Raw genomic sequence first — 24,116 nt, forward strand, 5'->3', positions numbered from 1 at the left:
TCGTCCGAGCCTGTGCGACCCAAAGGGCGGAGTATGTGGGCAGGTAGTGGGAGCGCAGCGGACACGTTAGCTGTCCACCATATCCACATATCCATCAGGCCACTATTTTAGCCCGCCCATTCCCATTCCTGACGGTTTCGGTGCATCCACGGACAAGGTTTTGTTTTTCCCTATTCACGGCAAAATTCACGGCAGAGCAATAAAAAAAGCCCTAGCCGTAAGCTAGAAGCCTTTATTTTTCTGGTGCGCCCGGGAGGACTCGAACCACCGGCACGCGGTTTAGGAAACCGCTGCTCTATCCACCTGAGCTACGGGCGCATATTATTTTGACCGCAAAGTAACGTTATTTAGTATAGCATTCTAGCTGCGACCTGTCAATTCACTTACAAACCGTCTCGGACAACCTACTATCCACAGCCAAATCGGCACAGTTCCGGGTGTTTTTACTTATTTGCTCTGAGTTGTCCACAGTTTAGCAGCAATTGTGGATTAACCTGTGGATAAAATGACTAGGATTCAGAAGACCTTTAACTCCACCTGAATCCTAGTCGATAACTAATCTGGCCACAGATTATGGTCATTAGACGCGAAATGTATCGTCAGCAGGTCTGCTCCAATCGACAAGCACTCCGGTGGTTTCCCACAGATTCGTCAACGCTAATTTGAGCGTTTCCAGCGAATCCAACGGCTTTATTTCCAAGTGCTCCAAATCCAGCAATGTTGCACGCGCATGCGGCATGATCCGCGGCTGTTTTAAATAATCTTCAACTTCCTTGCGTTTGATAGGATTGTCTAGAATAACCGTAGCAGTCTTTGCCGCGGGATCATATTCAATGCGACCAAAGCTCTTTCCAAAGTGGATAGCTACTTGATATTTGTTTTGCATTTTGCAACTCCTTTTAAGCTTACTAAGCAACTTGTTTCCATTATACGAAATTCGACACTGTATGAAAAGGCTTTCTCGAATTACTAACATAGATTGCGCTATTTCCCTGGAAATAGCGGCAGGGGATGTGCGGATTAACGCTTAGGCAAAACAGTTATTACTTTAGTAATTGTGTTATTTTCGCTGTCGCCGATGGTAAGCCTGCTATCACCAACCGTCAACCCTGAGATTTGATAGGTATTCTTGCCTCGGGAGACCACCTGGATTTTGTTTTCGACTGAGATGAGAACATAAGGCTCTACCCCACCGCTAACTGTCAGCCAAATCGATTCACCAGCATGAACCTCGTGAGAGGAGAGTTTCACCGACAATGGTTGCTGACTCATCATGTCAACCGCCAATTCGGCTGGCTTGTCTGCCAGTCTATTTTGGGTAATAGGTGCCCCAAAAGCAAGCGAAGTTGTAAGCAGCAGCATAGCCACAATATTCCACACTAATGCTTTTTTCATAAAAATTCAATCACCTCACTTTGCATCGTTTCTCTACTATTTAGCGAAAAAGCTTTATTTACTATTCTTCTTTGCGATACATCGGCTTCAGCCGCTGTTCCAACGGCATTTCTGGTTTATAGGCTGCTTGCTTGGCCAAACGGTACATTTCAACTTGACTATTTAGCTTTTCTCCTTTAGAGCGTCGGCCTAATTTACGGTAGGTGCCGTCGCTTCGCAGTATTTGCGCCCTCTCTGTATCGCTAAGCTGAATATCAAAAACGGTTTTGATTCGTTCGATATGCCGTTCATCATCAATCGGAAAGAGCAGTTCCACTCTGGCATCGAGGTTGCGCGGCATCCAATCAGCACTAGAGAGAAAAACCTTCTCATCACCGCCATTGGAAAAGTAAAACATGCGGCTATGCTCAAGAAAGCGACCAACGATGCTGCGAACCGTAATGTTTTCACTGACACCTTTAATCCCAGGCAGCAGGACGCATATACCGCGAACGATCAAGTCAATTTTAACTCCGTTAGTCGAAGCTTCGTAGAGCTTCTTGACAATTTCCTTATCAAGCAGAGAGTTCATCTTCGCAATGATGCGTGCTGGTTTTCCGGCCCTCGCCCAGTGGATTTCCCGATCAAGCAGTTCAATAATCCGTCGCCGCAATCCCAGAGGCGCCACGACGAATTTGTTCCATACCGGCGGATCAGAATAACCGGATAGCATATTGAAAAAGGCTGAGGCATCAGCGCCGTATTGATCATTGGCAGTAAACAAGCCCATATCAGTATAACCACGAGCTGTCGCGTCATTATAATTTCCTGTCGCTAAATGCACATACCGCTTAATTCCCGTGCTTTCCCTGCGTACGATTAGACATATTTTGCTATGGGTCTTTAAGCCGACAAGTCCATAGATCACATGGCAACCCGCTTCTTCCAGCCGCCTTGCCCAGAGGATGTTATTCTCCTCATCAAAGCGCGCTTTTAATTCTACTAGTACGGTTACCTGCTTACCATTCTCAGCCGCTTGGGCTAAAGCCCGAACGATCGGTGAATTGCCGCTAACTCTGTACAATGTTTGCTTGATTGCCAACACCTGTGGATCGGTTGCAGCCCGCCGGACAAATTCGATGACAGGCTCAAACGACTCATAGGGATGATGAATAAGTACATCGCGTTCACGAATAGCGACATATAAATCTTCAACATCCAGTAATTCAGCCGGTGTCTGTGGTACAAATGGAGCATATCGTAGTTTTTCATAGCCTGCCAAGTCAGCAAATTTCATAAAACAAGTGACATCAATCGGGCCGGGAATATCATAAACATCACACTCGCCAACCTTTACCGCGTCTATTATTGCCTCGCGCAGATGACGGCTACCGGCTTTATCAATTTCTAAACGCACCGCCTCGCCATGTTTCCGCTGACGCAATGACTTTTCTACCTCGGCGAGTAAATCCTCGGCATCTTCCTCATCAATAAATAAATCAGCATTGCGGGTAATCCGAAACGCAGCCATGTCTCTTACCTTGTGACCGACAAATAGGTGTTGACAGTAGGCCTTAATGATATCTTCAAGAAAAACAAATTTCTTCTTTTTAGTATGTGTTGCCACTTCCACAAGGCGTGGCAGTACAGCGGGAACCTGTACAACAGCCATTTTGTTCTCTCCCTTTGTTGCCGCTAGAGAAATGGCTATATTCAAACTGCGATTTGACAGAAAGGGAAACGGATGACTTGCATCAACCGCCAGCGGTGTAATGACAGGATATATCGTGTCTAAAAAGTAATTTCTCGTCCATTCCTTTTCCTTCTCAGTCAGCGAGTCCAAAGGAACAATAAGAATATCCGCTTCGGTTAGCTGGGCGATGATTTTCTTGTAAAACCGATACTGCAGCTTGACTAAATCTTGGGTTAAGTCTGCGATACTGGCTAGCTGCTCACTCACAGTCATTCCTGCGGAATCTATTTTGTTGATTCCGCTTTCTAACTGTTGTTTTAGCCCAGCAACACGAATCATAAAAAATTCATCCAAATTTGAACTAGTTATCGCGATAAACTTTAAACGTTCAAGTACTGGCTTCTGCTTATCGTCAGCTTCCTGCAGCACCCGACGATTAAAGGAGAGCCAGCTCATTTCCCGATTGAGAAAAAACTCGGGTTTATCATAGGCGTTATTCATGGGGACCGCCTTTCTAGAATAGCCCGAATGCCGAAAACGTTTTCGAAAAATTCGACTTTATCGGCAAAGGTCCACTCTTCTAGTGATATATCGTCAACAGATTCGACCTTCAGAGTCATTTCATCACCTTTGAGAGAGATCTCTTTTACAACAGCCTTCTGACGATGGCTGCGATCAACCGCATCCGCCAAGCGAATAATTGCCGACAGTTTTGCTGTTGTTACCTTTTGCTCTGGCGTCAAAGCGGCGAAATGAGCATCGACATTTGACGGAGTGCCCTTAGAGTGGTAGTGGGCAATGTTCGCAATAACCAGTTTCTCTGCTTCGGAAAATCCCAAAATGTCAGACGAAACAATCAGCCGATACGAATAAAAGTAGTGTCGCCGTAGACTAACATATTTCCCGATGTCATGCAAAATTGCCGCGACCTTCAGTTGCAACCGTTCTTGTTTCCCTAGTCCATACGCCTTACTTAATTTTTCAAATATCTGGAGAGAGGTTTTTTCCACACTTATGGCATGATTACTATCATATTGATACTTTTTGCCTAAGGAATGAGCCAAGCTAACCGTCTGGTCTTCAACCGCATCCCACCAGGAATCGCCGGTTTTTTCCGCCACATGGCGCAGTATAATGCCATCGTTAAAGTGTGCATTGGAAAAAACGATTTCTTCAATTTTCCCTACGTTGAGAATTTGTTTATAGAGAACAATGGTGGGCAGAACCATTTCTGCTTTTTGTTCGGTAAGGTCGAAGGTTTGCATCAACTGTGGCAAATTCAACTCTTGAACTTTTTCATATAGAGCGTTAAAATCGTCCAGACTAACAAACGATAGCGTTTCGGCCTGGTCCCTACCAAGCATTTTTAGAACAAATCGCGTTTCACTGCCAGAAAGGACGAGGTAGCGGATCTTGTGGGGACGTAATTTCTGCTCCACCGGCTCAATGGTGCTATAAATATACTCAGATAGGACCTTGTGAAAATGAGCCGATTCGCGTTGCTGTTTATCAAAGCTTTCCTTGATTCGCAAGGTACCAATATGTATATTCTGTTGGTATTCAATATTAGGCTCTTTATATAGAGTAAAACCCAGTCCGCCAGAGGAAATATCAACAAATAGCAGTGGCTCGTGTGAATTGTTTAGCCCATTCATATCGATAATCCGAAACAAAGCAATATATTTAAAAAATATTTCCTGTGTCATGTCGGCTACTTCAACCTGAAACCCTGTTTTAACCCGAATTTGGTCAATAATATATTGCTGATTTTCGGCCTCTCGCACTGCGGTAGTAGCAACGAGACGATAATCGCGTACTCCATATTCACTCAGCATCCGCCGATAGCCCTTAAGTAATTCGCAGGTTTGACTAACTGCACTAAAGCTGATGCGACCGGTTTTAAACGTCTCCTCGCCTAACGATACGGGGAGACTAGCGCGTTCAATTATTCTAATGTCTTGCAGGCTGTTGAATTCGGCAATTTGGATGCTGACTTGTTCTGAGCCTACATGAATAGCAGCGAAAGTATGGATTTGCTTAGCCAATCAAATCACCTCACCTTAGTATTCGACAACAATTTGTGAAAAACCCTTTTAACCCCTTAGTTAGAGTATTGGTTTTATCCAATCAATACGTTTTTTTGCTTACTGTACTATTTTTCTACAAAAACCCTCCAGAGAAAAAGGTTTTTTGCCAAAACGAACGGAATTATTGCTGTGTGAGGGGTGATATCATGACGGAGCGTATTGCGATTATTGACCTTGGCTCAAACTCGGCCAGGCTTATCGTCATGCACATCTACGCCAACGGCGCATACAACCTGGTATATCATCAAAAGGACCCTGTGCGGCTTAGTGAGGGCATGAGCTCCGAGCACTTGCTACAGCCCGGAGCTATGGAACGCGCGATCGCCACCATGCAAGTGTTCGCCCATATGTGTAACCTCTTTAATGTAGATAGAGTTCTCGCTGTAGCGACTGCCGCAGTACGCAACGCCCGCAACGGCGGCGATTTCGTGCGCGAAGTGGAGAAAAGAACCGGCATCACACTCGAAGTCATCAGCGGTGATACGGAAGCTTTGCTCGGGTATATCGGCGTTATCAACACTATCGCTGTCAATGATGCTGTATTATTTGACTTAGGCGGCGGCAGCACTGAGCTGACTCTAGTTCGCAATAGCAAGCCGGAAAAAATGATCAGTCTACCCTTTGGAGCTGTCTATTTGACAGAGAAATTCCAGACTGCTGATCGCGTAACTGAAGGTCAACTGGCTGATTTACGCAAATTTGTCAGTGAACAGCTAGCACAAGTCCCTTGGCTGAAGAAATTGGCTTTACCGATCGTTGGTATCGGCGGCACCGCCCGTAATATTGCTAAGATGGATCAGAAACGCAAGAACTATCCGTTTAATAAAGTGCATAATTACCGCCTGGGACGGCTTTCCTTTGATGAGCTGTGGCGGGCATTAATGGTCACTAGCCTCGGGCAGCGCAGAAAATTTCCTGGCCTTAGCACAGAACGAGCCGACATCATCGTAGCCGGATCGACAATTGTTAAAGGCCTATTTGACGTCACTCTAGGAACCCATCTTATCATTAGCGGATGCGGCGTCAGGGAAGGACTCTTCTGGCGTGACTATCTGTCACGGAATGGCGGTAGTCAGACAATTGATGACATTCTCATGCATAGCACTGATAACATGCTGCGGTTTTATAAAGGTGATATCAATCACTGCCACCAGGTCGCACGATTAGCCTTGTCGATGTTTGATGGCTGGCAAGAGCTTCACAATTTAGACGACCGTTCACGCAAATTGCTGCATGTCGCGTCTCTGCTGCACGATATTGGCATCACGATCAATTACTATGATCACCCGCGTCATAGCGCCTATCTGGTGGAAAATGCTCGTTTATTCGGCCTAACGCACCGTGAACAAATGTTGACCGCCGTCATCGCCGGTTGGCATAATGGTCCAACCAAATTTGTTCGCAACCGCATTTATGGCGAATTCTTCGATGAAATTGACTGGCAAACGGCTAAAAAGCTCTCACTCATCCTCGCCATTGCCGAATCGCTTGATACCACGCAAATGCAACTGATCAAGTCTGTTGGCGCCAGCCTGGAAGATGGCAACGCTATACTTGACCTGCAGGGCACCCAGGCGTCGGTGGAGCGCCAATCGCTTGAGCGCATGGTTCGCTGGTTCCGGAAGGAAATGAATACTGAGCTGATTGTTAAATAATAACAAATGCGGACGGGGTCTTTGAGGGACAAGTACGTTAACCGCAGAGTGCGCAAAGTATGCGGAGGGTAACAGAGGGCCACTGTGTATTGTACAAAACGGGGAAAAACGATTTTTGACCGGTTAAAATAACCCGGACATATAATAACAAACGCGGACGCTGTGAGCGTCCGCGTTTCTGTTTATTTTTTCATTCCTGACGCAGCTTGGATGATGGCTACCATCCATTCCGCCGTCTGGTACAAATGAACTTCCTTAATATATTCGTCGGTTGTATGGACCTTGCTCATACCCACAGCCAGTACGGCGGTAGGAACGCCGTAAGTGTTGAAGAAGTTCGCGTCACTGCCGCCGCCGGTTGCCTCGGTAGACGGTGTAAGACCGATTGCTTCAGCCGCCTTAACTGCTGTTTTGACTGGCAAGGAATCGGCAGCCAGTACAAATGGGCCATAGGCTTTTTTCACGCTGATTTCGGCTTTCGCGCCATTCGCAGCAGCTACCTGTTCAAAGGTTGCCACCATGCTTTTTGTCTGAGCATCTAATTTCGCCATATCGCGGCTGCGCGCTTCGCAGAAGATTTCAACTTTATCAGGTACAATATTGGTAGCCCCGCCACCCTTGATTAAACCAACATTGGCGGTTGTCTCATTGTCAATCCGACCTTGCTTCAATTCTGCCAGGGCCTTGCCAGCGACCACGATGGCATTAATGCCTTCTTCAGGTGCCAGTCCGGCATGCGCAGTTTTGCCATGCATGATGACATCAATTTTGTTCTGCCCGGGCGCCTCAGTGATAATTTTGCCGGGGATACCACTCGAATCAAGCGCAAAACCGAAGTCGGCCTTCAACCAGCTGGGATCCATATTTTTTGAGCCGTTGACTCCGCCCTCTTCTGCGACGGTAAATACGACCTGAATGTCGCCATGTGGCAGGTTCTGCTCATGGATAACCCGCAGAGCTTCCATAATTGCGACAACACCAGCTTTATCATCACCGCCAAGGATCGTATCTCCCGCTGAGGTTATGATTCCGTCCTTCAATACTGGTTCAACACCTGCACTAGGTTCCACACAGTCAAGGTGAGCGCTCAGTAACAGACTAGGCGCTCCAGCTACGTTGCCCTTCAGGAAAAAGTATACATTTCCACAGTTGCCGCCAATCTTTTGGCCCACATCATCTTCACTGACGCTAATTTCCCAGCCGTAAGACGCTATTTTTTGTTTCAAAACGTCCGCTACTTCTCGTTCTGCTTTGGTTCGGCAGGTAATCCGCACAAGCTCAAAAAATTCACTGAGTACTCGCTCTTTATTAACCATACTCCGCCTCCTCATATATGTAGATAGGATTGTTTTCATAGAGTATACATATTAGCTAAAAGATGCCCTTATTCCTGCCGAATAGTCCGCCTGTACAGGAAAAATTGCCGGTATCACCCTTATATCGCATACGGCCAACCGGACTCTAGGAAGGCGGTTTTGCCTGCAAAAGCCTCCCTCTGGATACAACCTCAGAGCCAAATTTCGCTCGCAGCTTATCAACTGCGGTCGCAACAGCCAGTTTTTTTTCCGCATCGCCGTCAAACAATGAGCATTGCCCGCTGCCGGTTGTTAGGTTTGACAACGTGATGCCCAACAAGCGGATTCCTTCTTGTGTCGCAGCTTTTCGCGTCAATTCCCAAGCAGTTGTATAAATCACCTCATCCAGACAAGTGGGTTCAGCTAGCGTCTGGCTGCGGGTGACAGTTTTGAACGACCCCCACCGAATCTTCACCGTCACTGTTCGGCCAGTCAACCCCAGCAGCCGGAGCCGCCAAGCAACGTTAACCGCCAATCTAAGTAGCTGTGTCCGAACTTCGTCCGGGTCGTAAATATCATGTTCATAGGTTTCTTCATTTCCCACTGATTTTGGTGCATGCTCAGCTACTACTGGCCGATTATCCTTGCCAGTTGCCAGTTGTTTTAGCTCCGCAGCAGCGTTGCCCAACCAAGTCTCCAGTCGAGACAATTCAACAGCCGCAAGTTGGCCAATGGTCTTGATTCCATGATCTGTCAAGATCTTTGCCGTCACCGCACCCACTCCCCAAAGACGGCTGACCGCTAGCGGAGCAAGAAAATCCTCAATTTCTGTTGGATGCACAACAACTAGGCCATCTGGTTTCTTTAAATCAGATGCCACTTTAGCCAGAAACTTATTTGGCGCTACACCGGCTGAAGCAGTCAAGTGAACCTCGCTGCTAATGCGGTCTTTAATTCGCCTTGCTATATCGACAGGGTCAGGGTACAACCACTCCATGCCTGTCACATCAAGAAACGCCTCATCAAGCGAAAGTGGCTCAACCAAAGGCGAAAAGTCGTCCATGATTTGACGGATTTGCCGTGATACCTGCGCATAGCGTCGATGATCGCATGGCAAAAAAATACCGTGCGGACAGCGACGCTTGGCTTCTGTCGCCGACATCGCTGAACGCACGCCAAACCGTCTAGCCTCATACGAAGCGGTCGCGACTACTCCCCGCGAGCCGCAACCGCCAACAATGACCGGTTTGCCTCTCAGTTCAGGATTGTCACGCTGCTCGACCGAGGCGAAAAAGGCATCCATATCAACGTGAATGATCCAGCGTTGCGTAAGCGTTACCCCCCTAGCAGTCTGTTGCAAAAGTAATAGCTTCCAACAGTAAATGAGACTAGGAACAACGGAGAACGTTTCCACGGAGTACACAGAGGGTACACGGAGGACACAGAGGCGAAAGAAATATTTGCCAGCTTTGCTGACTCAAACATTGTAACCCTCCGCGGAATGGTACCCGTACTTCTCCAAAACAGATAGACTTTTGAACGGTCTCAGGGGAAAATCAGAACAGGCAGGCGTTTCCTGCCCCATAACCTAGCCTGCTCTAAATCGTCATAATAAACGTCTAGGCAATCTCCTTGGATTGCCTCACCTCTGTCCTTCACAGTTGCCGCTCCATACCCAGGCACGAAGATCCTGGTTCCAAATGCAATATCCGGTGGTGCAGCAATGCAGAGTTCTCCTAAGCCAATACTGAGCCGGTACGTACTGGCCGTTACACCAAAATCAGGATGATCGCTATCTTTGCCCGTACTCTCATGGCCGGCTGTATAGGCCGTCACTTCCATTATCCGGACATACGGAAATACACGCCTTGCCGCCATCTCATCCAACCCCTGAGTGCTCAGCGCGATAAATCCCACCCACAGCAATGCAATTAACAAAAGTTCAACAAAAATCACCTTACGCAAAAGCGACCGTCTGATCGATGGCTTTGGGGTCATCGGGCTCATGGCGTCACCTCGCATGAAAACTAGCCCATCCACGCCTGGTGCGAGTCGGAAAATTCTGCTTAGGTTAGGCGTATAAATACCTTACCACATTTCGACGTTTTTTTACCAGCATTTTCTTCATACAGAAAAAACGGGCCGCCAAAATGTAAAGACAATCTGTGCACGCAGTGGGAACGTTCCCTTACTCAGGTGCGCAACGTCCTTCGCATTTTCGCGGCTAATTACCGTTCTTTACCTGTCAAAAAGTCTCCAACCCCGGTTTTTGATTTTCTTTTTCCACTGCAAGCTGATAATACTGATTAAGTTGTCCCTCCAACCTACCGCTGGCTGCGATCACTCTCGCGTCTGGGAAGTCCTCTTGGTCAATAAAATTGTGCAACGATTGCTTGAGCTCGTCAACCTGCTGAATAATTTGGCTGAATTGGCTATTTTGCATTTGGGTTGTATTTTGCCCCTGTGCTGCCACTTGTGAAGTTGGGGCAGTTTGGGCCATGACTGATTGATTAATTAGCCCAGGTGCCGTTTGATTAGTCATCTGGTTGGTGGTTTGATTCATCGTTGTTCCCCTTTCGTCAGAAAAATTCCTTTGTATTCTATAGATTATCTTTCCCGCCATCGATTGCAATCATGCGAAAATCCAAAGTGGCTTTTCTCAAGTTGACCATCATGCTATAATTTGGATATAGGCTGTGAATAGGAGGATACTATGCGCGAATATAAAGTTTTAGAAGTCAAGAAAAAAAGCACATTTGGCTTCTCCCGCCTCGATGCCTCAGGTCTGGAGCGTATTCTGAACGAACAAGCCGCCGTTGGCTGGTTTTTTGATAAAACCCTCGATGGCGAAACGATGTTTCTCGATAAGGACACAGTAATGCTGGTTTTTTACCGGGAAAAGTAATTAGATCAATGCTTTGCATTTTGCAGGGACAAACTAAACGATGATAAGCATCTTCTCAACAAAGTAGAATTTACGGAGGGATAACTATGGAAACAAAAATAACAAAACTACTCGGCATTAAATATCCGATAATTCAAGGTGCGATGGCCTGGGTATCAGAAGCAAACTTAACCGCAGCAGTATCAAATGCCGGCGGCGCAGGCGTCATCGCTACCGGCGGCCGGACGACAGACTGGGTGCGTGACGAAATCCGTAAGACCAAAACCTTAACCAATAAGCCCTTTGGCGTAAACGTTATGCTGATGGCACCAAACAAAGATGAAGTCGTTGAAGTAATTTGCCAGGAGAAAGTGGCGTTTGTCACCTTAGGCGCTGGCAATCCTGTGCCGTTTTTTGACGCGTTCCATAAAGCCGGTATCAAAGCGATTCCCGTCGTACCCAGTGTAAAGTTGGCCAAACGTGTTGAAGCGGCTGGCGCGGACGCAATGGTCATTGAAGGAATGGAAGCTGGCGGGCATATTGGCACTCTAACTACTATGGCTTTATTAACCAACGTCATACCTGAAGTGAGCATTCCGGTCATTGCAGCCGGCGGTATTGTCGATGGTAGAGGCATGGCGGCAGCTCTGCTCATGGGAGCATCAGGCGTGCAAATGGGGTCTCGCTTCTTGCTGGCGGAAGAATGTACAGTTCACATGAATGCCAAACAGCGGATCATTGCTGCCAGCGATACAGAATCGGTGGTAACTGGCTATTCCCGTGGTCATGGCGTCAGAGGTCTGAAAAGCAAGTTCACGGATAAGTTCTTAGCTCTCGAAGTCAGTGGCGCTCCAGATGAAGAGCTAAACAATCTGGCAACAGGGACCAATAAGTTAGCTGCGGTTGACGGTGATGTAGAAAACGGCCTTGTTCAAGTGGGACAAAGCCTCAATAGATTGCGCGAAATCAAGCCGGCTCAGACACTTATTGATGAAATCATTGCCGAGACAGTTCATCTCCTATCAACTGCAGCCTATCTGGTAAAATAGACTTAAAAGGCTCTTCTCGCCAAACTTCGGCGGGAAGAGCCTTTTTAATTGGATTAGATGAGTCCTCATTTTTTGCATCAATTTTTAAACGTACTGCGAGTTAACTCCAAAAAGCTCAGCACGACAGGCGACAACCACTTATCCTTATGATAGGCAATCTGTGTGTACATTCCAAAATCCGGACCACTCCACGGCAACTCAACCAATAAACCGCCTGCTACTTCTTTTTCGATATAAATCGTCGGCAAAATTGCCAACCCTAGTCCACCGATGACGAACTGTTTGATTGCCTCGATATTTTTCACCTTCATAAATGAGCGTGGCTTAATCGAATTGGCTTCTAGGAGTTGCTCAATGAACGCTCTATAAGCGCAACCTTCTTGGGTGACAATGAAATCTTCTGTCGCAAAGTCCGAAACTGCTATGGCAGATTTCTGTGTGAAGGAATGTTCTGGCGAAGCAATCAGCGACATCGGTTCTGGGCATAGTATTTCCGTAGCAAGACTTGGATAAGGAACCTTGCCTGTGAGAATGAAAGCAATATCTATGGTATTGTTTTTTAAGTCATTATGAAACTTGGCCATATCACCGAATCGCAGTTCAATGTCAACAGCCGGATGTTTCTTGCGAAAATCTTTCAAAAGTAACGGGAGACGAACCACAGAAAACGTTTCACTGGCACCGATAATAATCTTCCCATAGCCGCCTTCTTCGCTAGACACTGCATCAGCAGCTTCAGCAGCCAGCTTAAGAATACGTTCTGCATAACTGAGAAACCGTTCGCCTTGCCGAGTCAAACGAATACGATGCCCCAGCCGGTCAAACAGCTTTACATTCAGTTCTCGTTCCAAAGATTGAATATGGGTCGTTAATGTAGGTTGCGTATACCCCAAATGCTCCGCAGCCTGTGCAAAGCTTCCGGCACTGATGATGGCAATAAACGTTCGCAACTGTTTAATTTCCAAAAGCGCTTCCCTGCCTATACGTATTTTCTATCGTTTCGATTTATACAACTAATTATACATATAAACAATATCATGCTACATTGTAGTTAACAAGTATGAAGATCTAATTGTAGGGGGAACGAATAATGAGTGAGCAAATGAATCCGCAGCAACTGCTTGGAGCCCAGACAGTAGAAGCGTTACAGAAAAACAGATTTAGCGCCGCCTATTTTGAAACTGCCCAAGCCGCTTTAGAGACACTTCTATCCGTCATTCCGGCAAACGCAACTGTCGGCATCGGCGGGTCGTGGACACTAATCCAATTGGGCTTGGTCGAGAAACTGGAAGCGCGTGGCAATACCGTCTTTTGTCACCATAAACCAGGCTTAACCCCAGAGGAAATATTGGATATTCGTCGCAAACAGCTTACCTGTGACGTATTCTTGACCAGTACCAACGCAATTACCGCCGATGGTAGACTGGTCAATACAGATGCCACTGGCAACAGAGTCGCAGCCATGATATTTGGCCCAAAAAAGGTGATCGTTCTGGCTGGTATCAATAAAATCGTGAGCGACCTCGAAGCCGCGCAAGAACGCATTCGCCAAACAGCAGCGCCGCAAAACAACATCCGGTTGAAACGTCCTAACCCCTGTGTACAAACCGGCTACTGTGTGGATTGCCAAGGTCCTACACGGCTATGTAATGTTAACACCGTAATTCACAAGCGTCCGCCAGTATCGGATATACATGTTTGGATAGTGGGCGAAGAACTAGGCTATTAGGCCGGACTCTTTAAATAGACAGGCTCTCACCGATTACTCGGCGAGAGCCTGTCTATTTACAACCGCGAGGCAACAAAAAACGACTATCAACTCTTTCGGTCAATAGCCGTCTTTTCTTTGGCGGAGTGGCAGGGATTTGAACCCTGGCAGGCCTCACGACCTCTAACGATTTAGCAAACCGTCCTCTTCAGCCACTTGAGTACCACTCCGTGTATGAAAACTGCGTGTCATTGTGAAGTTTTGCCATCTTTGAGTAAAGCTGGCGGAGGGGGTGGGATTCGAACCCACGGTCCCTTGCGGGATCACTGGTTTTCAAGACCAGCTCCATAAACCGCTCGGACACCCCTCCGTGTCCGACACATTCAATATTATAACAAACTGACACCCGTGTGTCAACAAATGTATCTAAGGAAAATATGGTTGACTATATGCTACCCAAGAAGTATAGTGTAATTACCGCTCTAAATTCAGAGTAAAACGCAAGGCAGGTGAGAAAAATGGATGTAGACCACCCTAGTCCATCGTGGAAGGTATATTTGACCAGTATCGAAGGGAGTATACCCATTTTTCCCGCCTGCGAATTTCGGCTACTCTGTGGTGAGCAAGCCGACTAGGCGTAATTTGATTGATTGGACTTGGACAATCACATAGATGATACGCCTTCCGCCCTTATTGGGAACAATGGCTATACTCCCCTCAAGAGAAAGGGGGAGCATTATGCTTTGCATGTATAAAAGCGACGGTGATACGTTGCTTGAACTAACAACTACTTCCTGTGAGAAGGGGATTTGGTTTAACCTTATTAATCCGTCTGTAGAAGAATTGTGCTTGGTCGCAACGGCAACAAATGCACCAATGGATTTTTTGCGAGCAGCCCTTGACGAAGAAGAACGCTCGCGTACAGAAATTGAAGACGACTGTCTGCTAGTCATCACTAATATCTCAGTCATGCGCGGTCTGGACACCTATGATACCCTGCCGCTTGCCATTATTCTCACTCCAGATCATATTGTTACTGTATGTCTGGAAAATAACCGAGTGCTAGGGGACTTCAATCCCTCGACAGCTAAAACCTTCAACACGATTAAGAAGACTCGCTTCTTATTTCAAATACTTTATAAATCTGCTTCTTACTATTTGATGTATGTTAAGCAGATTAACCGTCGCATTGATGAAATTGAACGTCAGCTTCGGCGATCCATGAAGAACCGTGAGCTGTTTCAATTGCTCGAACTGCAAAAAGGCTTTACGTTCTTTTCGGCGTCTTTGCGCGCGAACGGCATTGTGCTTGAACGCCTCTTGCGCATCCGGATGAACACCCAACTGCAGCATATCATTAAAGTATATGAAGAAGACGAAGACTTGCTGGAAGATGTCATCATCGAGAACAAACAGGCAATAGAAATGGTCGAAATGTACAGTCACGTCTTAACCGGCATGATGGACACGTTCGCTTCGGTTATCTCGAATAATCTAAACATGGTTATGAAATTCCTGGCGTCTATGACTATTCTGCTAGCCATCCCCACCATGATTTCCAGTTTCTTCGGAATGAATTTAGTTATTCCCTTTGGCGCGGAACACCCGCTGGGATTCTGGTATGTAGTTTTATTCTCGTTTGCCCTCGCGATCATAGGAGCCTATGGGTTATGGAAAAAGGGAATGCTATAGAACTGACTGAAGAACCCGCTATCGCGAACTCTTTTGCTCATTGAAACCAAAATCACCCTTCGAGGGTGATTTTTTTGCCTTCTACCACTTTCTTTAAGATAAGCCCCGCTTAGAGGCAGGAGCAGTAGAGTAGTTTGGTCATCAGGTAAATCCTAGTGGAATTTTCGACAAAATATTACATATTAAGAGGACTTTCGTCCTTATTCCAGAATAAAACATGGAGATCATTTCCTGGGAGTCAACTTCAGAACTTTAGTAATCTCACTCTTGTTATAACAAATGTTTCCAATAGTTCTCTTAATGTGGAAGCACGCTGAAATAAGGCAAATACTAAGGAGGTACTACCATGAGTCGCAAAGCAATACTCGTCCTAGCTCTCTGTTTCTTACTAGTCGCTAGTCTACCGATTGCTGCTGGTGCCAACCCGACGGCCGCCAACAATGTTAACATCCTAATCGTCAGCAATGCTCCTGGCGCTGTTCAAGAAGTCGCCAATGGCAACGGGCAAATCAACTGGGAAACGGATACCGTTGAAGCGGTTGGCACTGGCGTTCCTTCTGCTAATGTCCACCACCCAGCTCAGTCGAAAGGAAGCGCCCGCCGTGCCGCAATCGTTGACGCACAGCGCAACCTGCTCGAAGCAATCAAAGGAGTGCAAGTAGACTCCGAAACGACCATGGAAAATCTGGCTATCGCCAGCGATACCGTAAAAACTAGAGTTTCTGGTCTAGTAAGAGGCGCTCGCATCGTTCGCGAACAAGAGTTGCCTGATGGCTCCTATCAAGTTATCATGGTTATTAAAATGTACGGTCATGGCGGACTTGCCGGCGCGATTGAAGACAGACTCGCTCCCACCATCCCACAGCCGCTCCCCCCGATCAGCTCGACATACACTCCGTCAGTCGTAGACAACCAGTATCAATACACTGGCTTAGTTATCGACGCGAGAGGTCTTGACCTTGAGCGTTCAATGGGACCGATGGTATTTGACACTGAAGGCCGCGTCATATACGGCAATATGTATGTTGAACGCAGTTATGTGATAGATACTGGTCTCGTCGACTACGCCAGCTCTGCTGACACTATTGCACTAGCGGAAAAAGGTCAGTCTCGCGCTGGCAAAAATCCGCTCTTTATCAAGGCAGTTGCGGTAAAAGACCACAATCGTAACGTTATCATCAGCAAAGCTGACGGCGATGCGGTTCTGGCCGCCAGCAGCTCGACTGGGTTCTTGACCAAGTGTGCAGTAGTACTCGAACATTAATCTAGGCCGGACCCATCTATGTTTCACCCGTAGGGGGTATGCCGTCCAGTGATGCTAATCTACTAATCTGCATCAGATATTGCGAGTCTCATAGGCAACAAAAAATGGGGCGTCTGAATGCCCCTAAGCTAACTGAAAAGCCATCCAGGAATATTCCTGGATGGCTTTTCAGTTTCATTTTCAACGTCGCTGTAAAGACAACGAGCTCTCCGGTTGTAATAAAATCCCGTCTAAATCCTGCGGACACTCGACTTGCGTATAGGTACCTCCGCCAGGCGGATTAAAGAGTATGGAATGAATTCGCAGACGATATGCAGCCGATCCACACAGGCCTCTATCGAAGCTCATTTGGGCTGAGATAGGTTCTAGCTGACCATTCATCCGCAGCAATGCACCGTCGTCATCAACAATGCACAAGGCGGCCTGATCATTAATCGCAATCTCATCAGCACGCCGGCAGGCTGAACAATACAGCCACACGGCGCCATCTTCATCAAGCTGTGCCCGCATCGGCCTCACTTGCGGCGCGATACCACTTACAGTCGCAACAAAAACTACTTGCCCTTCTAGCAGGGCTATGACTTCGCGTTCGTACACACGCACCCCTCCACGCCTGCCGCCTACTATTCCCGATATATACTATTACGGAGAGGCAAAAAAAGAACCAGAAATAAAAAAACCGCCGATACCTATGAGACTTAGCGGCATTTCTAATGATAAGACTTTATAGCATCGCTGAAATATAGGAAAGAGCGGAGAACGTTAACCGCAGAGTACGCAGAGTACGCGGAGGGCACCCGCAGAGGGCACTATTTTTTAATGATACCGTAACCCTCTGTGTACTCGACGTTCCCTCCGCGTACTTTGCGGTAAAACGTATCTCTCAGTTCGTCACACACTGAGCACAATAGCCATATACCTCAAAATGATGATGACAGGGCTGAAAATTGCTACTTTTCATAAATGCAGTCACTTCCTCGCCAACAGGGCAAACCGGAATATCAACCGTCGAACCGCAGCTAAGGCAAATCAAATGGTGGTGATGTGCGCCAGTAAATTCAAATCGTGCCTTGCCATCAGAAAAAACCGCCTTTGAAAGCGACCCCGCCTGGGTCAAAAGCTCCAGATTTCGGTAGACTGTGCCTAAGCTAATATTAGGCTGGCTTTTCTTTACTTGCTGAAAGATGTCATCAGCAGTCAAATGCGCCCGACTACTGCGAATCACCTGGAGGATTGCCTGACGCTGTTTAGTAGTCCTTACTCGGTTAGGCTTTTCTAAAGTATCCATTATAATCCCCCTTCCGTCTAAGCTGCCTTAGCCGCAGCAGCAGTTTTACGCCGCTGATGGGCACGACAGCCGGAAGCAACCAAATAGCCAGCGACTGCAATCAAGATAATTGCCGCGCCGGATGATAGATGCAATTCATAGGATAGCCATAAGCCTGATAAACAAAAGGTGATACCAAAACCGATTGATAGCAGCATAATCGTCTTTAGGTCGTAACTAAATTGCTTGGCGATAGCCGGTGGAATGGTCAACAGGGCGATGACCAGAATAATCCCGACAACACGAATCACAATGACAATCGTCAGGGCGATCAGAACATACAGCAGGTTCTCCAAGAGGCGGGTGTTAATTCCCAATACCCGGGCAAATTCCTCATCAAACAAAAACGCTTTCAACAAAGGAAAATACGCCCACACTGCGAACACGATCACCGCGTCCAGCACCAGCATGAGGTTAATGTCAAGACGCGATACAGTTAAAATATCGCCAAATAAATAGGATGACATATCGGGCGGGTAACCGGGAGTTAAGGCAATAAACAAGATCCCGAGCGCCATTCCGAGTGACCAGAACATCCCAATCAGCAAATCTGAGTTTGTTCTGGTACCCCTCTGAATACGGGCAATGCCAAGAGCCGCGCATACCGCAAAGCCCAATGCACCGATCATCGGTTCGATTTTCAGGAAGTGTCCCAAACCAATGCCGCCGAATGCAGTGTGAGCGATACCGCCGCTCATCATGACCAATTTCTTTTCACTGATGATAGCGCCCATAACGCCACAGACAATACTGGCTAGTATCGCGCTGATAACAGCGTGTTGCAGAAAAGCAAACTGAAATAATCCGTCAATCATTAAGCAATATCCTCTCCGTGATATTTTAGAACCCGATGCGGCACGCCGTGGGCGATAATTTCCACTGGACAACCGAATACTCTTTCGACCAGTTGATCGTTTAGCTCGGTCTCACCATGGTAGTGGAGGCGTTGATTTAAACAGGCAATCGTGCGAATGTGTGAGGAAATCACGCCCACATCGTGCGTGACAATGACAACCGTCAGCTTCCGGTTTAGCTCTTTCAACAAACCATAAATCTGCTCCTTTGAGCGGGAGTCGACACTAGCCGTCGGTTCATCCAATAAAAGAAGTTTTGGTTCTGCAGCCAAAGCTCTGGCAATCAGAACTCTTTGCATTTGACCGCCTGACAATTGACCGATTTGACGATTTTTTAGATCGCCAATATCCAGCTGTTCCAGTACGTCTTCAACAAATTGGCGATCACGGTTGCTGTAGGAAAAGAAAGCAGACAGCCGGGACGGCAAACGCCCCATCAGCGCAACATCCAACACGCTGGCCGGAAAGTGGCGATCAAATCGGGAAAACTGCGGCACATAGCCAATCAGACGGCTGGCTTCAGCCGGACTGCGACCGAAAATAGATATGCTGCCTTTACTCGGAGAAAGTAGTCCGAGGATGGACTTCAACAAAGTGCTTTTACCGCCGCCGTTCGGCCCAATAATACCGAGAAAATCCCCTTCAGGCACGGTTAATGTCACATCTTCAAGGGCACAAACATCATCATACCAAACGCTAACCTGATTGCATTCAATTGCATTCATTGATTATCTAGCTCCTTCTGCAAGCGTCTTGGCGATACTCTCTAACCCGCCGATGTAATCAGCCGCAAATGGAGAGATCTTCTGCGTGACACCGCCGATTTCCGCCGCAAAGGTTTTTGCCTGACGGCTATCCATTTCTTCTTCATACAGGATCGCCTTAAAGTTCTCTTTCTTGGCCCGCTCAATTGTCTTCTGCAATTCTTGCGGAGTCGCTTCCTTACCGCCCGCTTCCAGTGCCAGCATATTTAAGCCATAGTCGTTAGCAAAATAGCCAAGTGACGGATGGTAAATAATAAACGTCTTGCTTTTACTGTCTTTTAGCAGATTTTGAATCGTCTGATCAAGCTGACGCAGTTTAACAAGATAGTCTTGTGCATTTTTCTCGTAAACTGCCTTGTTTTGCGGATCAAATGCCGCCAATTCAGCGGCAGTGGTCTGAACCATCACGATAGCTCGCTTAGGGGATAACCAGATGTGCGGATCACGTTCTTCATGAGCATGTCCCTGACCATGCTCATGACCGTGTTCCTCCAATTCCAGCTCCGGATATACGGCCCGGGAGGCTGCCGCCAAGTCGATAATGCGTACTTTCGGATTCAAATCACGTACTTTCGGCAAAATACTAGCTGTCTCAGCTGGGACCTGCATAACAAAATAGAGAGACGCTTTGCTGAACTGCGTCATCTGCTGTGGAGTCGGCGAATAGGTTTCAGCGCTTTTCCCAGGAGGAATCAAAGTCACAACTTCCACTAAATCGCCAGCGATCGCTTTGACCCATGATTCCTGGGGTACAATAGAAACAGCGACAATCGGTTTAGCTGACGCCTTAGGTTCTGCCGCCGGGCGGGAGAAACAGCCGCTGAGAACAAAAGTTAGGCACAGCATGACAGTTAGCAATCGGGATATGTACAACAAATAGAACACCTCTTATTAGTAATCATTACTATTATCATATACCCATATTATCTCCATGTCAAATCTAGATTATACAAGAAAAGAAGAGACGCTAACCGCAGAGTGCGCAGAGCATACAGAGGGGCCCGCAGAGGGCTGCGTATAGATTATTGTATTTCCAGTGATATACAAAAGCCGCCTTTCGGCGGCTCAACTCAACTATCTTCCTGCGGTATTCGTATATCGGCTAGAATGGCAAGAATCTCTTCTCGATTAGCGGCATCAGCATAAATCACGCCCCAGCCCAAACTCGCCTGAAACAAGCCATCATAAGCAATATCGCGGTATGAGCGTAATCGGTACGAGATTCCCTGATCTTGTAAGACAGCTTCCAGGAGACTTGCCTCAATTTCATGTTCCAATACACCAATAATGACATAGTCCATTCAAAACACTCCTTTCGACATCCGCTTTTCATAGTCTAAGGGTTGTCGGGGCAAAGCAGCAGGTGTATACTGTACATATTAATGTTGTTAAGGAGAATACGCATGATCACAACAACACTGTTTTCTGTATTTGCGATCACTGCATTTGCTAGCTTCCTGCAAACCATAACCGGTTTTGGTTATGCACTGGCGGCGGCGCCACTACTTGCTTTTTTTATGGACCCTAAAGATGCCGTTATGATAGTTCTAGCAACTGGCGTCATTACTAAAGTAATGCTGCTACTTGGCGCCAAGGTCGAAGGCCATTTCGCTGACATTGCCCCGTTGTTCCTAGCAAGCCTAGCCGGTGCTCTCCCCGGCGCCTATATTATCACTTCGATCAGCGCGGATGCGTTAAAAGCGTTTATTGGTGTCACATTGCTGGTAACAACCTGCGCTATGTGCGCTAACTACACAGTCCGGGTTACCCGTCCACGATTAGCGGAAAACCTAGTTGGCATGGTTAGCGGTTTTCTCGGAGCGACTACTAGCCTGAGTGGACCACCTCTCGTATTATACTATTTAAATGAAAAAACCGAAAAGGAACGCCTCCGCGCCAATTTGACCCGGTACTTCCTGCTCGGCAATCTAGCCACTCTACTGTTGTCATATGGGTTTGGAACACTTCAGCCAGCTTCTCTGCTAATGCCAGTCGTAGTCAGCATACCAGCGGTCGCATTTGGCGTATGGTTGGGCGAAAAGCTATTCAACCGCTTAAATCCGCAAGTTTTCCGGCGAATCGCAATCGGCGTGATCTCGATCAGCGGAGTTATGACCGCCTATAACGGCCTATCACATTTTCTCCAATCAGGGCGTTGATTGAACGCTCTGTGACCGAACGTCAGACCTCTTGCGGGGGCTGACGTTTTATTATGGGCGGATCAATACCTCGTTAATGACAGTTGTAACATATTTTGCATCACATGGCTTTAATATGTAGTAGGAAGCTCCTAAGTTCAGCGTTTCAAGCACTTTACCGTTTTCACTCGCGGCGCTGATCATGATGACCTTAACAGCAGGAAGCTCCGCTCGGATCATTTTTAAGGCGGAAATTCCATCAACTATCGGCATACCAATATCAAGTGTAACAATATCAGGCTGGTGACGCTTACATTCTTCGAAGCCAATTTGTCCGTTTTCCGCCTCAGCAATTACTTCATGGCCAGCGTCAGTCAATATGTCCTTCAACAGCGAACGGAAAGCCTTCGAATCGTCGACAATCACAATTCGCGCCACTAAAATCCCTCCAAGCCCCGTATCTTAGCTTGTAAGCATCTCTTGCATGATGGCTAGCGTTTCTTCAATATCCTGCTTGCTAATACCCCAATGAGTAATCATTCGGCAAGCCGTAGGGCCGATCGGTTTAACCTTGACACCGCGATTAAGCAGCCGACTGACTACTTCCTCGCTGCAAAGCCCTAACGGGCCGAATTCAATCTGCACAACGTTGGTCATGGGAATAGTTAAATCAACCAGTCTCTCATCAATGGCAGCCAGCCCCTCAGCCAGCATCCGGGCATTTTCATGGTCTTCGACCAGTCGTTCTGTCATGGTTTCCATCGCCACTAACCCCGCTGCAGCCATATGGCCGGCTTGGCGCATGCCGCCGCCTAAACGTTGGCGAATCCAGCGAGCTTTCGTGATAAATTCAGTACTCCCCAAAAGAAGCGAACCAACTGGAGCGGCCAGACCCTTTGAGAGGCAAACTTGCATAGCATCTACTGGCGCACACAGAGTCCGAGAATCAACGCCCAAAACAGCGGCTGCGTTAAACACTCTGGCTCCATCAAGATAAACAGTCAATCCGGCTTCGTGCGCCAGTTCACACATTTGCTCCATATATTCAGGCGGCAATGGAATACCGCGATTCAGGTCATACGTATTTTCTAAACAAAGCAGTCTAGTTACCGCTGTCTGTATTCCAGACGGACGGATTGCCGCCTTGACCGACCGAACGTCAAACCGGCCTTCGGTTGCCCGTAGAGTTCTTGCCTGCACGCCGGAAAGTGCTGCTAAACCGCCAACTTCCAAGTTATAGATATGGGATTCTTCCCCGACAAGCACTTCATCGCCCCGCTGTGTCAACGCCATGACCGCAACTTGATTAGCCATCGTGCCGGATATGACAAACAGGCCAGCCTGTTTACCAAACATCGCTGCCCCGACAGACTCTAGCCGTTTAACAGTGGGGTCTTCCCCCAGAATATCATCACCCACCTCAGCCTGCATCATTGCCTGACGCATAGCAGGCGTCGCCTGAGTCACTGTATCGCTGCGGTAGTCAAGTATCTTATCCATTACAAACCTCCCAAGGACGATAGTCCTAGCTAGTATTCTTTAGTATTCCCCATTTTGGTAAATATTCCTGCATGCAGCCTCTCTGCGGAATACCCGCTCTATCAATGTTTAGCTTTGCCGAACGAGTTTACGAGGAGTTCGGCTATTCCCAACTATGTACGCTAAGCACTATCTATTCACAGCGCCGTAATGGCGTTCAGATGCCTCAGATGCTAGGAAGCCCCTCGGGCCCAGTAGCGACGCGTACATCCGGTACGCTAGCAATGGGACCGAGGGGCTGACAACGCAGATGGGGTATATCAACGCCATTACGGCAAGAGGCAGAAGCCGCCCTGGCACATCGCCATCTCCACATCCGGATCATGCTCCATCGGTAGATTGACCCGAGTTGTCAGTTCACAATCTGCCCGCATATAGCGAATCTCATGGACAAGTAATTGATAAATGACGATACTGTCAACATCGCCTTCCGCGATGTATTGTTTCATTTCTGGCATATCGACAAACATCATATCCCGTCGTACACGAAACGCAGGGTCACCAGGTTTGGTCACATCCTTCATCCGGCCATAGATAGTGAGAACTTCCTGGTCGTCACCAACAAAGCACAGCTCGATCCGGGGATTTTGCTGCATCTCGGCGACTTTCTTCGTATCATAGCGACTAAACAGCCAAATTCGCCCCTCACGGTCAATGTATGGTTTCATCGGGCGAACGCGGGGACGATTTTCGTCAATAGTGCCCATAAAACCGACTTTTGAGCGCACCAGATTAATTACTTCAGCTTCATACATATTCTTTCCTCCTCCAACCAAGTTTTCGTTACTTACGA

General features: G+C 47.4%; 25 protein-coding genes and 3 tRNA genes. 7 read left to right on the plus strand and 21 right to left on the minus strand.

The features are described 5' to 3' along the window. Window positions 1–241: 241 nt before the first annotated feature. From AXX12_RS02330 to AXX12_RS02350, 5 genes are all read right to left on the minus strand, one after another. A tRNA-Arg gene (locus tag AXX12_RS02330) sits at window positions 242–318 on the minus strand. Window positions 319–580: 262 nt separating this feature from the next. Further along, window positions 581–886, minus strand: coding sequence for a hypothetical protein (locus AXX12_RS02335; RefSeq protein WP_066237598.1), 306 nt, complete (start codon window positions 884–886; stop codon window positions 581–583). 134 nt (window positions 887–1,020) lie between these two features. Continuing rightward, on the minus strand, window positions 1,021–1,395 hold the full coding sequence (locus tag AXX12_RS02340; protein ID WP_066237601.1) for a hypothetical protein: 375 nt from the start codon (window positions 1,393–1,395) through the stop codon (window positions 1,021–1,023). Window positions 1,396–1,456: 61 nt separating this feature from the next. Continuing rightward, window positions 1,457–3,568 (minus strand): RNA degradosome polyphosphate kinase, encoded by a 2,112-nt coding sequence (locus AXX12_RS02345; protein WP_066237604.1) that lies wholly within the window; start codon window positions 3,566–3,568, stop codon window positions 1,457–1,459. Continuing rightward, window positions 3,565–5,112: a Ppx/GppA phosphatase family protein gene (locus tag AXX12_RS02350; RefSeq protein WP_066237607.1), complete on the minus strand. Its 1,548-nt coding sequence runs from the start codon at window positions 5,110–5,112 to the stop codon at window positions 3,565–3,567. Before AXX12_RS02350 ends, AXX12_RS02345 begins: the two co-directional genes overlap by 4 nt. 188 nt (window positions 5,113–5,300) lie before the next feature. Between AXX12_RS02350 and AXX12_RS02355 the strand changes: the two genes are divergently transcribed. After that, window positions 5,301–6,809 (plus strand): Ppx/GppA phosphatase family protein, encoded by a 1,509-nt coding sequence (locus tag AXX12_RS02355; protein WP_066237610.1) that lies wholly within the window; start codon window positions 5,301–5,303, stop codon window positions 6,807–6,809. Between the two features lie 182 nt (window positions 6,810–6,991). Here AXX12_RS02355 and AXX12_RS02360 read toward each other — a convergent pair whose 3' ends face one another. The 4 genes from AXX12_RS02360 to AXX12_RS02375 all read right to left on the minus strand — a co-directional run bounded on the left by AXX12_RS02360 (window position 6,992) and on the right by AXX12_RS02375 (window position 10,667). Then, window positions 6,992–8,125, minus strand: coding sequence for a M20/M25/M40 family metallo-hydrolase (locus tag AXX12_RS02360; protein WP_066237613.1), 1,134 nt, complete (start codon window positions 8,123–8,125; stop codon window positions 6,992–6,994). A gap of 145 nt (window positions 8,126–8,270) precedes the next feature. Then, window positions 8,271–9,464 carry a DNA polymerase IV gene (locus AXX12_RS02365; protein WP_269448380.1) on the minus strand — a complete coding sequence of 398 codons (1,194 nt, stop codon included), beginning with the start codon at window positions 9,462–9,464 and terminating at the stop codon, window positions 8,271–8,273. Window positions 9,465–9,649: 185 nt separating this feature from the next. Continuing rightward, window positions 9,650–10,111, minus strand: a complete 462-nt coding sequence (locus AXX12_RS02370) for a 3D domain-containing protein (RefSeq protein ID WP_066237615.1) — start codon at window positions 10,109–10,111, stop codon at window positions 9,650–9,652. A 238-nt stretch (window positions 10,112–10,349) separates the two neighbouring features. After that, the gene (locus AXX12_RS02375; protein ID WP_066237618.1) at window positions 10,350–10,667 is read right to left on the minus strand and encodes an aspartyl-phosphate phosphatase Spo0E family protein; all 318 of its coding nucleotides are present in this window, start codon (window positions 10,665–10,667) and stop codon (window positions 10,350–10,352) included. Window positions 10,668–10,817: 150 nt separating this feature from the next. On the opposite strand from AXX12_RS02375, the gene AXX12_RS02380 reads away from it, so the two are divergent. Together AXX12_RS02380 and AXX12_RS02385 are read left to right on the plus strand one after the other, a co-directional pair. Beyond that, entirely contained in the window at window positions 10,818–11,009 is a 192-nt protein-coding gene (locus tag AXX12_RS02380; protein ID WP_066237621.1) for a DUF4177 domain-containing protein, read from the plus strand. 86 nt (window positions 11,010–11,095) lie between these two features. Then, window positions 11,096–12,037 (plus strand): nitronate monooxygenase, encoded by a 942-nt coding sequence (locus AXX12_RS02385; protein WP_066237624.1) that lies wholly within the window; start codon window positions 11,096–11,098, stop codon window positions 12,035–12,037. 77 nt (window positions 12,038–12,114) lie between these two features. Here the strand turns inward: AXX12_RS02385 and AXX12_RS02390 are convergent, their stop codons facing one another. Continuing rightward, a complete protein-coding gene (locus AXX12_RS02390) occupies window positions 12,115–13,002 on the minus strand; it encodes a LysR family transcriptional regulator (RefSeq protein WP_066237626.1) in 888 nt (295 codons plus the stop codon). A gap of 125 nt (window positions 13,003–13,127) precedes the next feature. Here AXX12_RS02390 and AXX12_RS02395 point away from each other — a divergent pair, with 125 nt between their 5' ends. After that, window positions 13,128–13,766, plus strand: a complete 639-nt coding sequence (locus AXX12_RS02395) for a lactate utilization protein (protein WP_066237629.1) — start codon at window positions 13,128–13,130, stop codon at window positions 13,764–13,766. Between the two features lie 118 nt (window positions 13,767–13,884). Here the strand turns inward: AXX12_RS02395 and AXX12_RS02400 are convergent. Then, a tRNA-Ser gene (locus AXX12_RS02400) sits at window positions 13,885–13,975 on the minus strand. 51 nt (window positions 13,976–14,026) lie between these two features. Continuing rightward, window positions 14,027–14,115, minus strand: a tRNA-Ser gene (locus tag AXX12_RS02405). 368 nt (window positions 14,116–14,483) lie between these two features. On the opposite strand from AXX12_RS02405, the gene AXX12_RS02410 reads away from it, so the two are divergent. Both AXX12_RS02410 and AXX12_RS02415 read left to right on the plus strand, forming a co-directional pair. Next, complete coding sequence (locus AXX12_RS02410; RefSeq protein WP_066237632.1) at window positions 14,484–15,437, plus strand: magnesium transporter CorA family protein; 954 nt, start codon at window positions 14,484–14,486, stop codon at window positions 15,435–15,437. Window positions 15,438–15,783: 346 nt separating this feature from the next. Continuing rightward, a complete protein-coding gene (locus AXX12_RS02415) occupies window positions 15,784–16,701 on the plus strand; it encodes an LPP20 family lipoprotein (RefSeq protein ID WP_066237635.1) in 918 nt (305 codons plus the stop codon). A gap of 180 nt (window positions 16,702–16,881) precedes the next feature. Here the strand turns inward: AXX12_RS02415 and AXX12_RS02420 are convergent, their stop codons facing one another. The 6 genes from AXX12_RS02420 to AXX12_RS02445 form a co-directional block, all read right to left on the minus strand. Further along, entirely contained in the window at window positions 16,882–17,298 is a 417-nt protein-coding gene (locus AXX12_RS02420) for a pyridoxamine 5'-phosphate oxidase family protein (protein WP_066237641.1), read from the minus strand. Window positions 17,299–17,584: 286 nt separating this feature from the next. Next, window positions 17,585–17,989 carry a Fur family transcriptional regulator gene (locus AXX12_RS02425; RefSeq protein ID WP_082816663.1) on the minus strand — a complete coding sequence of 135 codons (405 nt, stop codon included), beginning with the start codon at window positions 17,987–17,989 and terminating at the stop codon, window positions 17,585–17,587. Between the two features lie 17 nt (window positions 17,990–18,006). Then, on the minus strand, window positions 18,007–18,843 hold the full coding sequence (locus tag AXX12_RS02430) for a metal ABC transporter permease (protein ID WP_066237646.1): 837 nt from the start codon (window positions 18,841–18,843) through the stop codon (window positions 18,007–18,009). Then, window positions 18,843–19,607 (minus strand): metal ABC transporter ATP-binding protein, encoded by a 765-nt coding sequence (locus tag AXX12_RS02435; RefSeq protein ID WP_066237647.1) that lies wholly within the window; start codon window positions 19,605–19,607, stop codon window positions 18,843–18,845. Before AXX12_RS02435 ends, AXX12_RS02430 begins: the two co-directional genes overlap by 1 nt. Before the next feature lie 3 nt (window positions 19,608–19,610). Next, entirely contained in the window at window positions 19,611–20,522 is a 912-nt protein-coding gene (locus tag AXX12_RS02440; protein WP_156478571.1) for a metal ABC transporter solute-binding protein, Zn/Mn family, read from the minus strand. A 194-nt stretch (window positions 20,523–20,716) separates the two neighbouring features. After that, the gene (locus AXX12_RS02445) at window positions 20,717–20,947 is read right to left on the minus strand and encodes a hypothetical protein (protein WP_066237648.1); all 231 of its coding nucleotides are present in this window, start codon (window positions 20,945–20,947) and stop codon (window positions 20,717–20,719) included. Window positions 20,948–21,049: 102 nt separating this feature from the next. Here AXX12_RS02445 and AXX12_RS02450 point away from each other — a divergent pair, with 102 nt between their 5' ends. Next, entirely contained in the window at window positions 21,050–21,805 is a 756-nt protein-coding gene (locus AXX12_RS02450; RefSeq protein ID WP_066237651.1) for a sulfite exporter TauE/SafE family protein, read from the plus strand. A 51-nt stretch (window positions 21,806–21,856) separates the two neighbouring features. Here the strand turns inward: AXX12_RS02450 and AXX12_RS02455 are convergent, their stop codons facing one another. From AXX12_RS02455 to AXX12_RS02465, 3 genes are all read right to left on the minus strand, one after another. After that, window positions 21,857–22,222 (minus strand): response regulator, encoded by a 366-nt coding sequence (locus AXX12_RS02455; RefSeq protein ID WP_066237653.1) that lies wholly within the window; start codon window positions 22,220–22,222, stop codon window positions 21,857–21,859. A 24-nt stretch (window positions 22,223–22,246) separates the two neighbouring features. Beyond that, window positions 22,247–23,284 carry a GntG family PLP-dependent aldolase gene (locus tag AXX12_RS02460; RefSeq protein ID WP_066237656.1) on the minus strand — a complete coding sequence of 346 codons (1,038 nt, stop codon included), beginning with the start codon at window positions 23,282–23,284 and terminating at the stop codon, window positions 22,247–22,249. A 308-nt stretch (window positions 23,285–23,592) separates the two neighbouring features. Further along, a complete protein-coding gene (locus tag AXX12_RS02465; protein WP_066237659.1) occupies window positions 23,593–24,078 on the minus strand; it encodes a pyridoxamine 5'-phosphate oxidase family protein in 486 nt (161 codons plus the stop codon). Window positions 24,079–24,116 lie beyond the last annotated feature (38 nt).

This window comes from Anaerosporomusa subterranea (assembly GCF_001611555.1).
GTDB classification, from domain to species: Bacteria; Bacillota; Negativicutes; order Sporomusales; family Acetonemataceae; genus Anaerosporomusa; species Anaerosporomusa subterranea.

Excerpts from the sequence above, each read along its gene's own strand:
- AXX12_RS02375 (WP_066237618.1), bottom strand. The coding sequence starts at position 10,667 with ATGAATCAAACCACCAACCAGATGACTAATCAAACGGCACCTGGGCTA.
- AXX12_RS02370 (WP_066237615.1), bottom strand. The coding sequence starts at position 10,111 with ATGAGCCCGATGACCCCAAAGCCATCGATCAGACGGTCGCTTTTGCGT.
- AXX12_RS02465 (WP_066237659.1), bottom strand. The coding sequence starts at position 24,078 with ATGTATGAAGCTGAAGTAATTAATCTGGTGCGCTCAAAAGTCGGTTTT.
- AXX12_RS02385 (WP_066237624.1), top strand. The coding sequence starts at position 11,096 with ATGGAAACAAAAATAACAAAACTACTCGGCATTAAATATCCGATAATT.
- AXX12_RS02435 (WP_066237647.1), bottom strand. The coding sequence starts at position 19,607 with ATGAATGCAATTGAATGCAATCAGGTTAGCGTTTGGTATGATGATGTT.
- AXX12_RS02355 (WP_066237610.1), top strand. The coding sequence starts at position 5,301 with ATGACGGAGCGTATTGCGATTATTGACCTTGGCTCAAACTCGGCCAGG.
- AXX12_RS02340 (WP_066237601.1), bottom strand. The coding sequence starts at position 1,395 with ATGAAAAAAGCATTAGTGTGGAATATTGTGGCTATGCTGCTGCTTACA.
- AXX12_RS02410 (WP_066237632.1), top strand. The coding sequence starts at position 14,484 with ATGCTTTGCATGTATAAAAGCGACGGTGATACGTTGCTTGAACTAACA.
- AXX12_RS02345 (WP_066237604.1), bottom strand. The coding sequence starts at position 3,568 with ATGAATAACGCCTATGATAAACCCGAGTTTTTTCTCAATCGGGAAATG.
- AXX12_RS02450 (WP_066237651.1), top strand. The coding sequence starts at position 21,050 with ATGATCACAACAACACTGTTTTCTGTATTTGCGATCACTGCATTTGCT.
- AXX12_RS02460 (WP_066237656.1), bottom strand. The coding sequence starts at position 23,284 with ATGGATAAGATACTTGACTACCGCAGCGATACAGTGACTCAGGCGACG.
- AXX12_RS02430 (WP_066237646.1), bottom strand. The coding sequence starts at position 18,843 with ATGATTGACGGATTATTTCAGTTTGCTTTTCTGCAACACGCTGTTATC.
- AXX12_RS02415 (WP_066237635.1), top strand. The coding sequence starts at position 15,784 with ATGAGTCGCAAAGCAATACTCGTCCTAGCTCTCTGTTTCTTACTAGTC.
- AXX12_RS02335 (WP_066237598.1), bottom strand. The coding sequence starts at position 886 with ATGCAAAACAAATATCAAGTAGCTATCCACTTTGGAAAGAGCTTTGGT.
- AXX12_RS02360 (WP_066237613.1), bottom strand. The coding sequence starts at position 8,125 with ATGGTTAATAAAGAGCGAGTACTCAGTGAATTTTTTGAGCTTGTGCGG.
- AXX12_RS02445 (WP_066237648.1), bottom strand. The coding sequence starts at position 20,947 with ATGGACTATGTCATTATTGGTGTATTGGAACATGAAATTGAGGCAAGT.
- AXX12_RS02425 (WP_082816663.1), bottom strand. The coding sequence starts at position 17,989 with ATGGATACTTTAGAAAAGCCTAACCGAGTAAGGACTACTAAACAGCGT.
- AXX12_RS02380 (WP_066237621.1), top strand. The coding sequence starts at position 10,818 with ATGCGCGAATATAAAGTTTTAGAAGTCAAGAAAAAAAGCACATTTGGC.
- AXX12_RS02395 (WP_066237629.1), top strand. The coding sequence starts at position 13,128 with ATGAGTGAGCAAATGAATCCGCAGCAACTGCTTGGAGCCCAGACAGTA.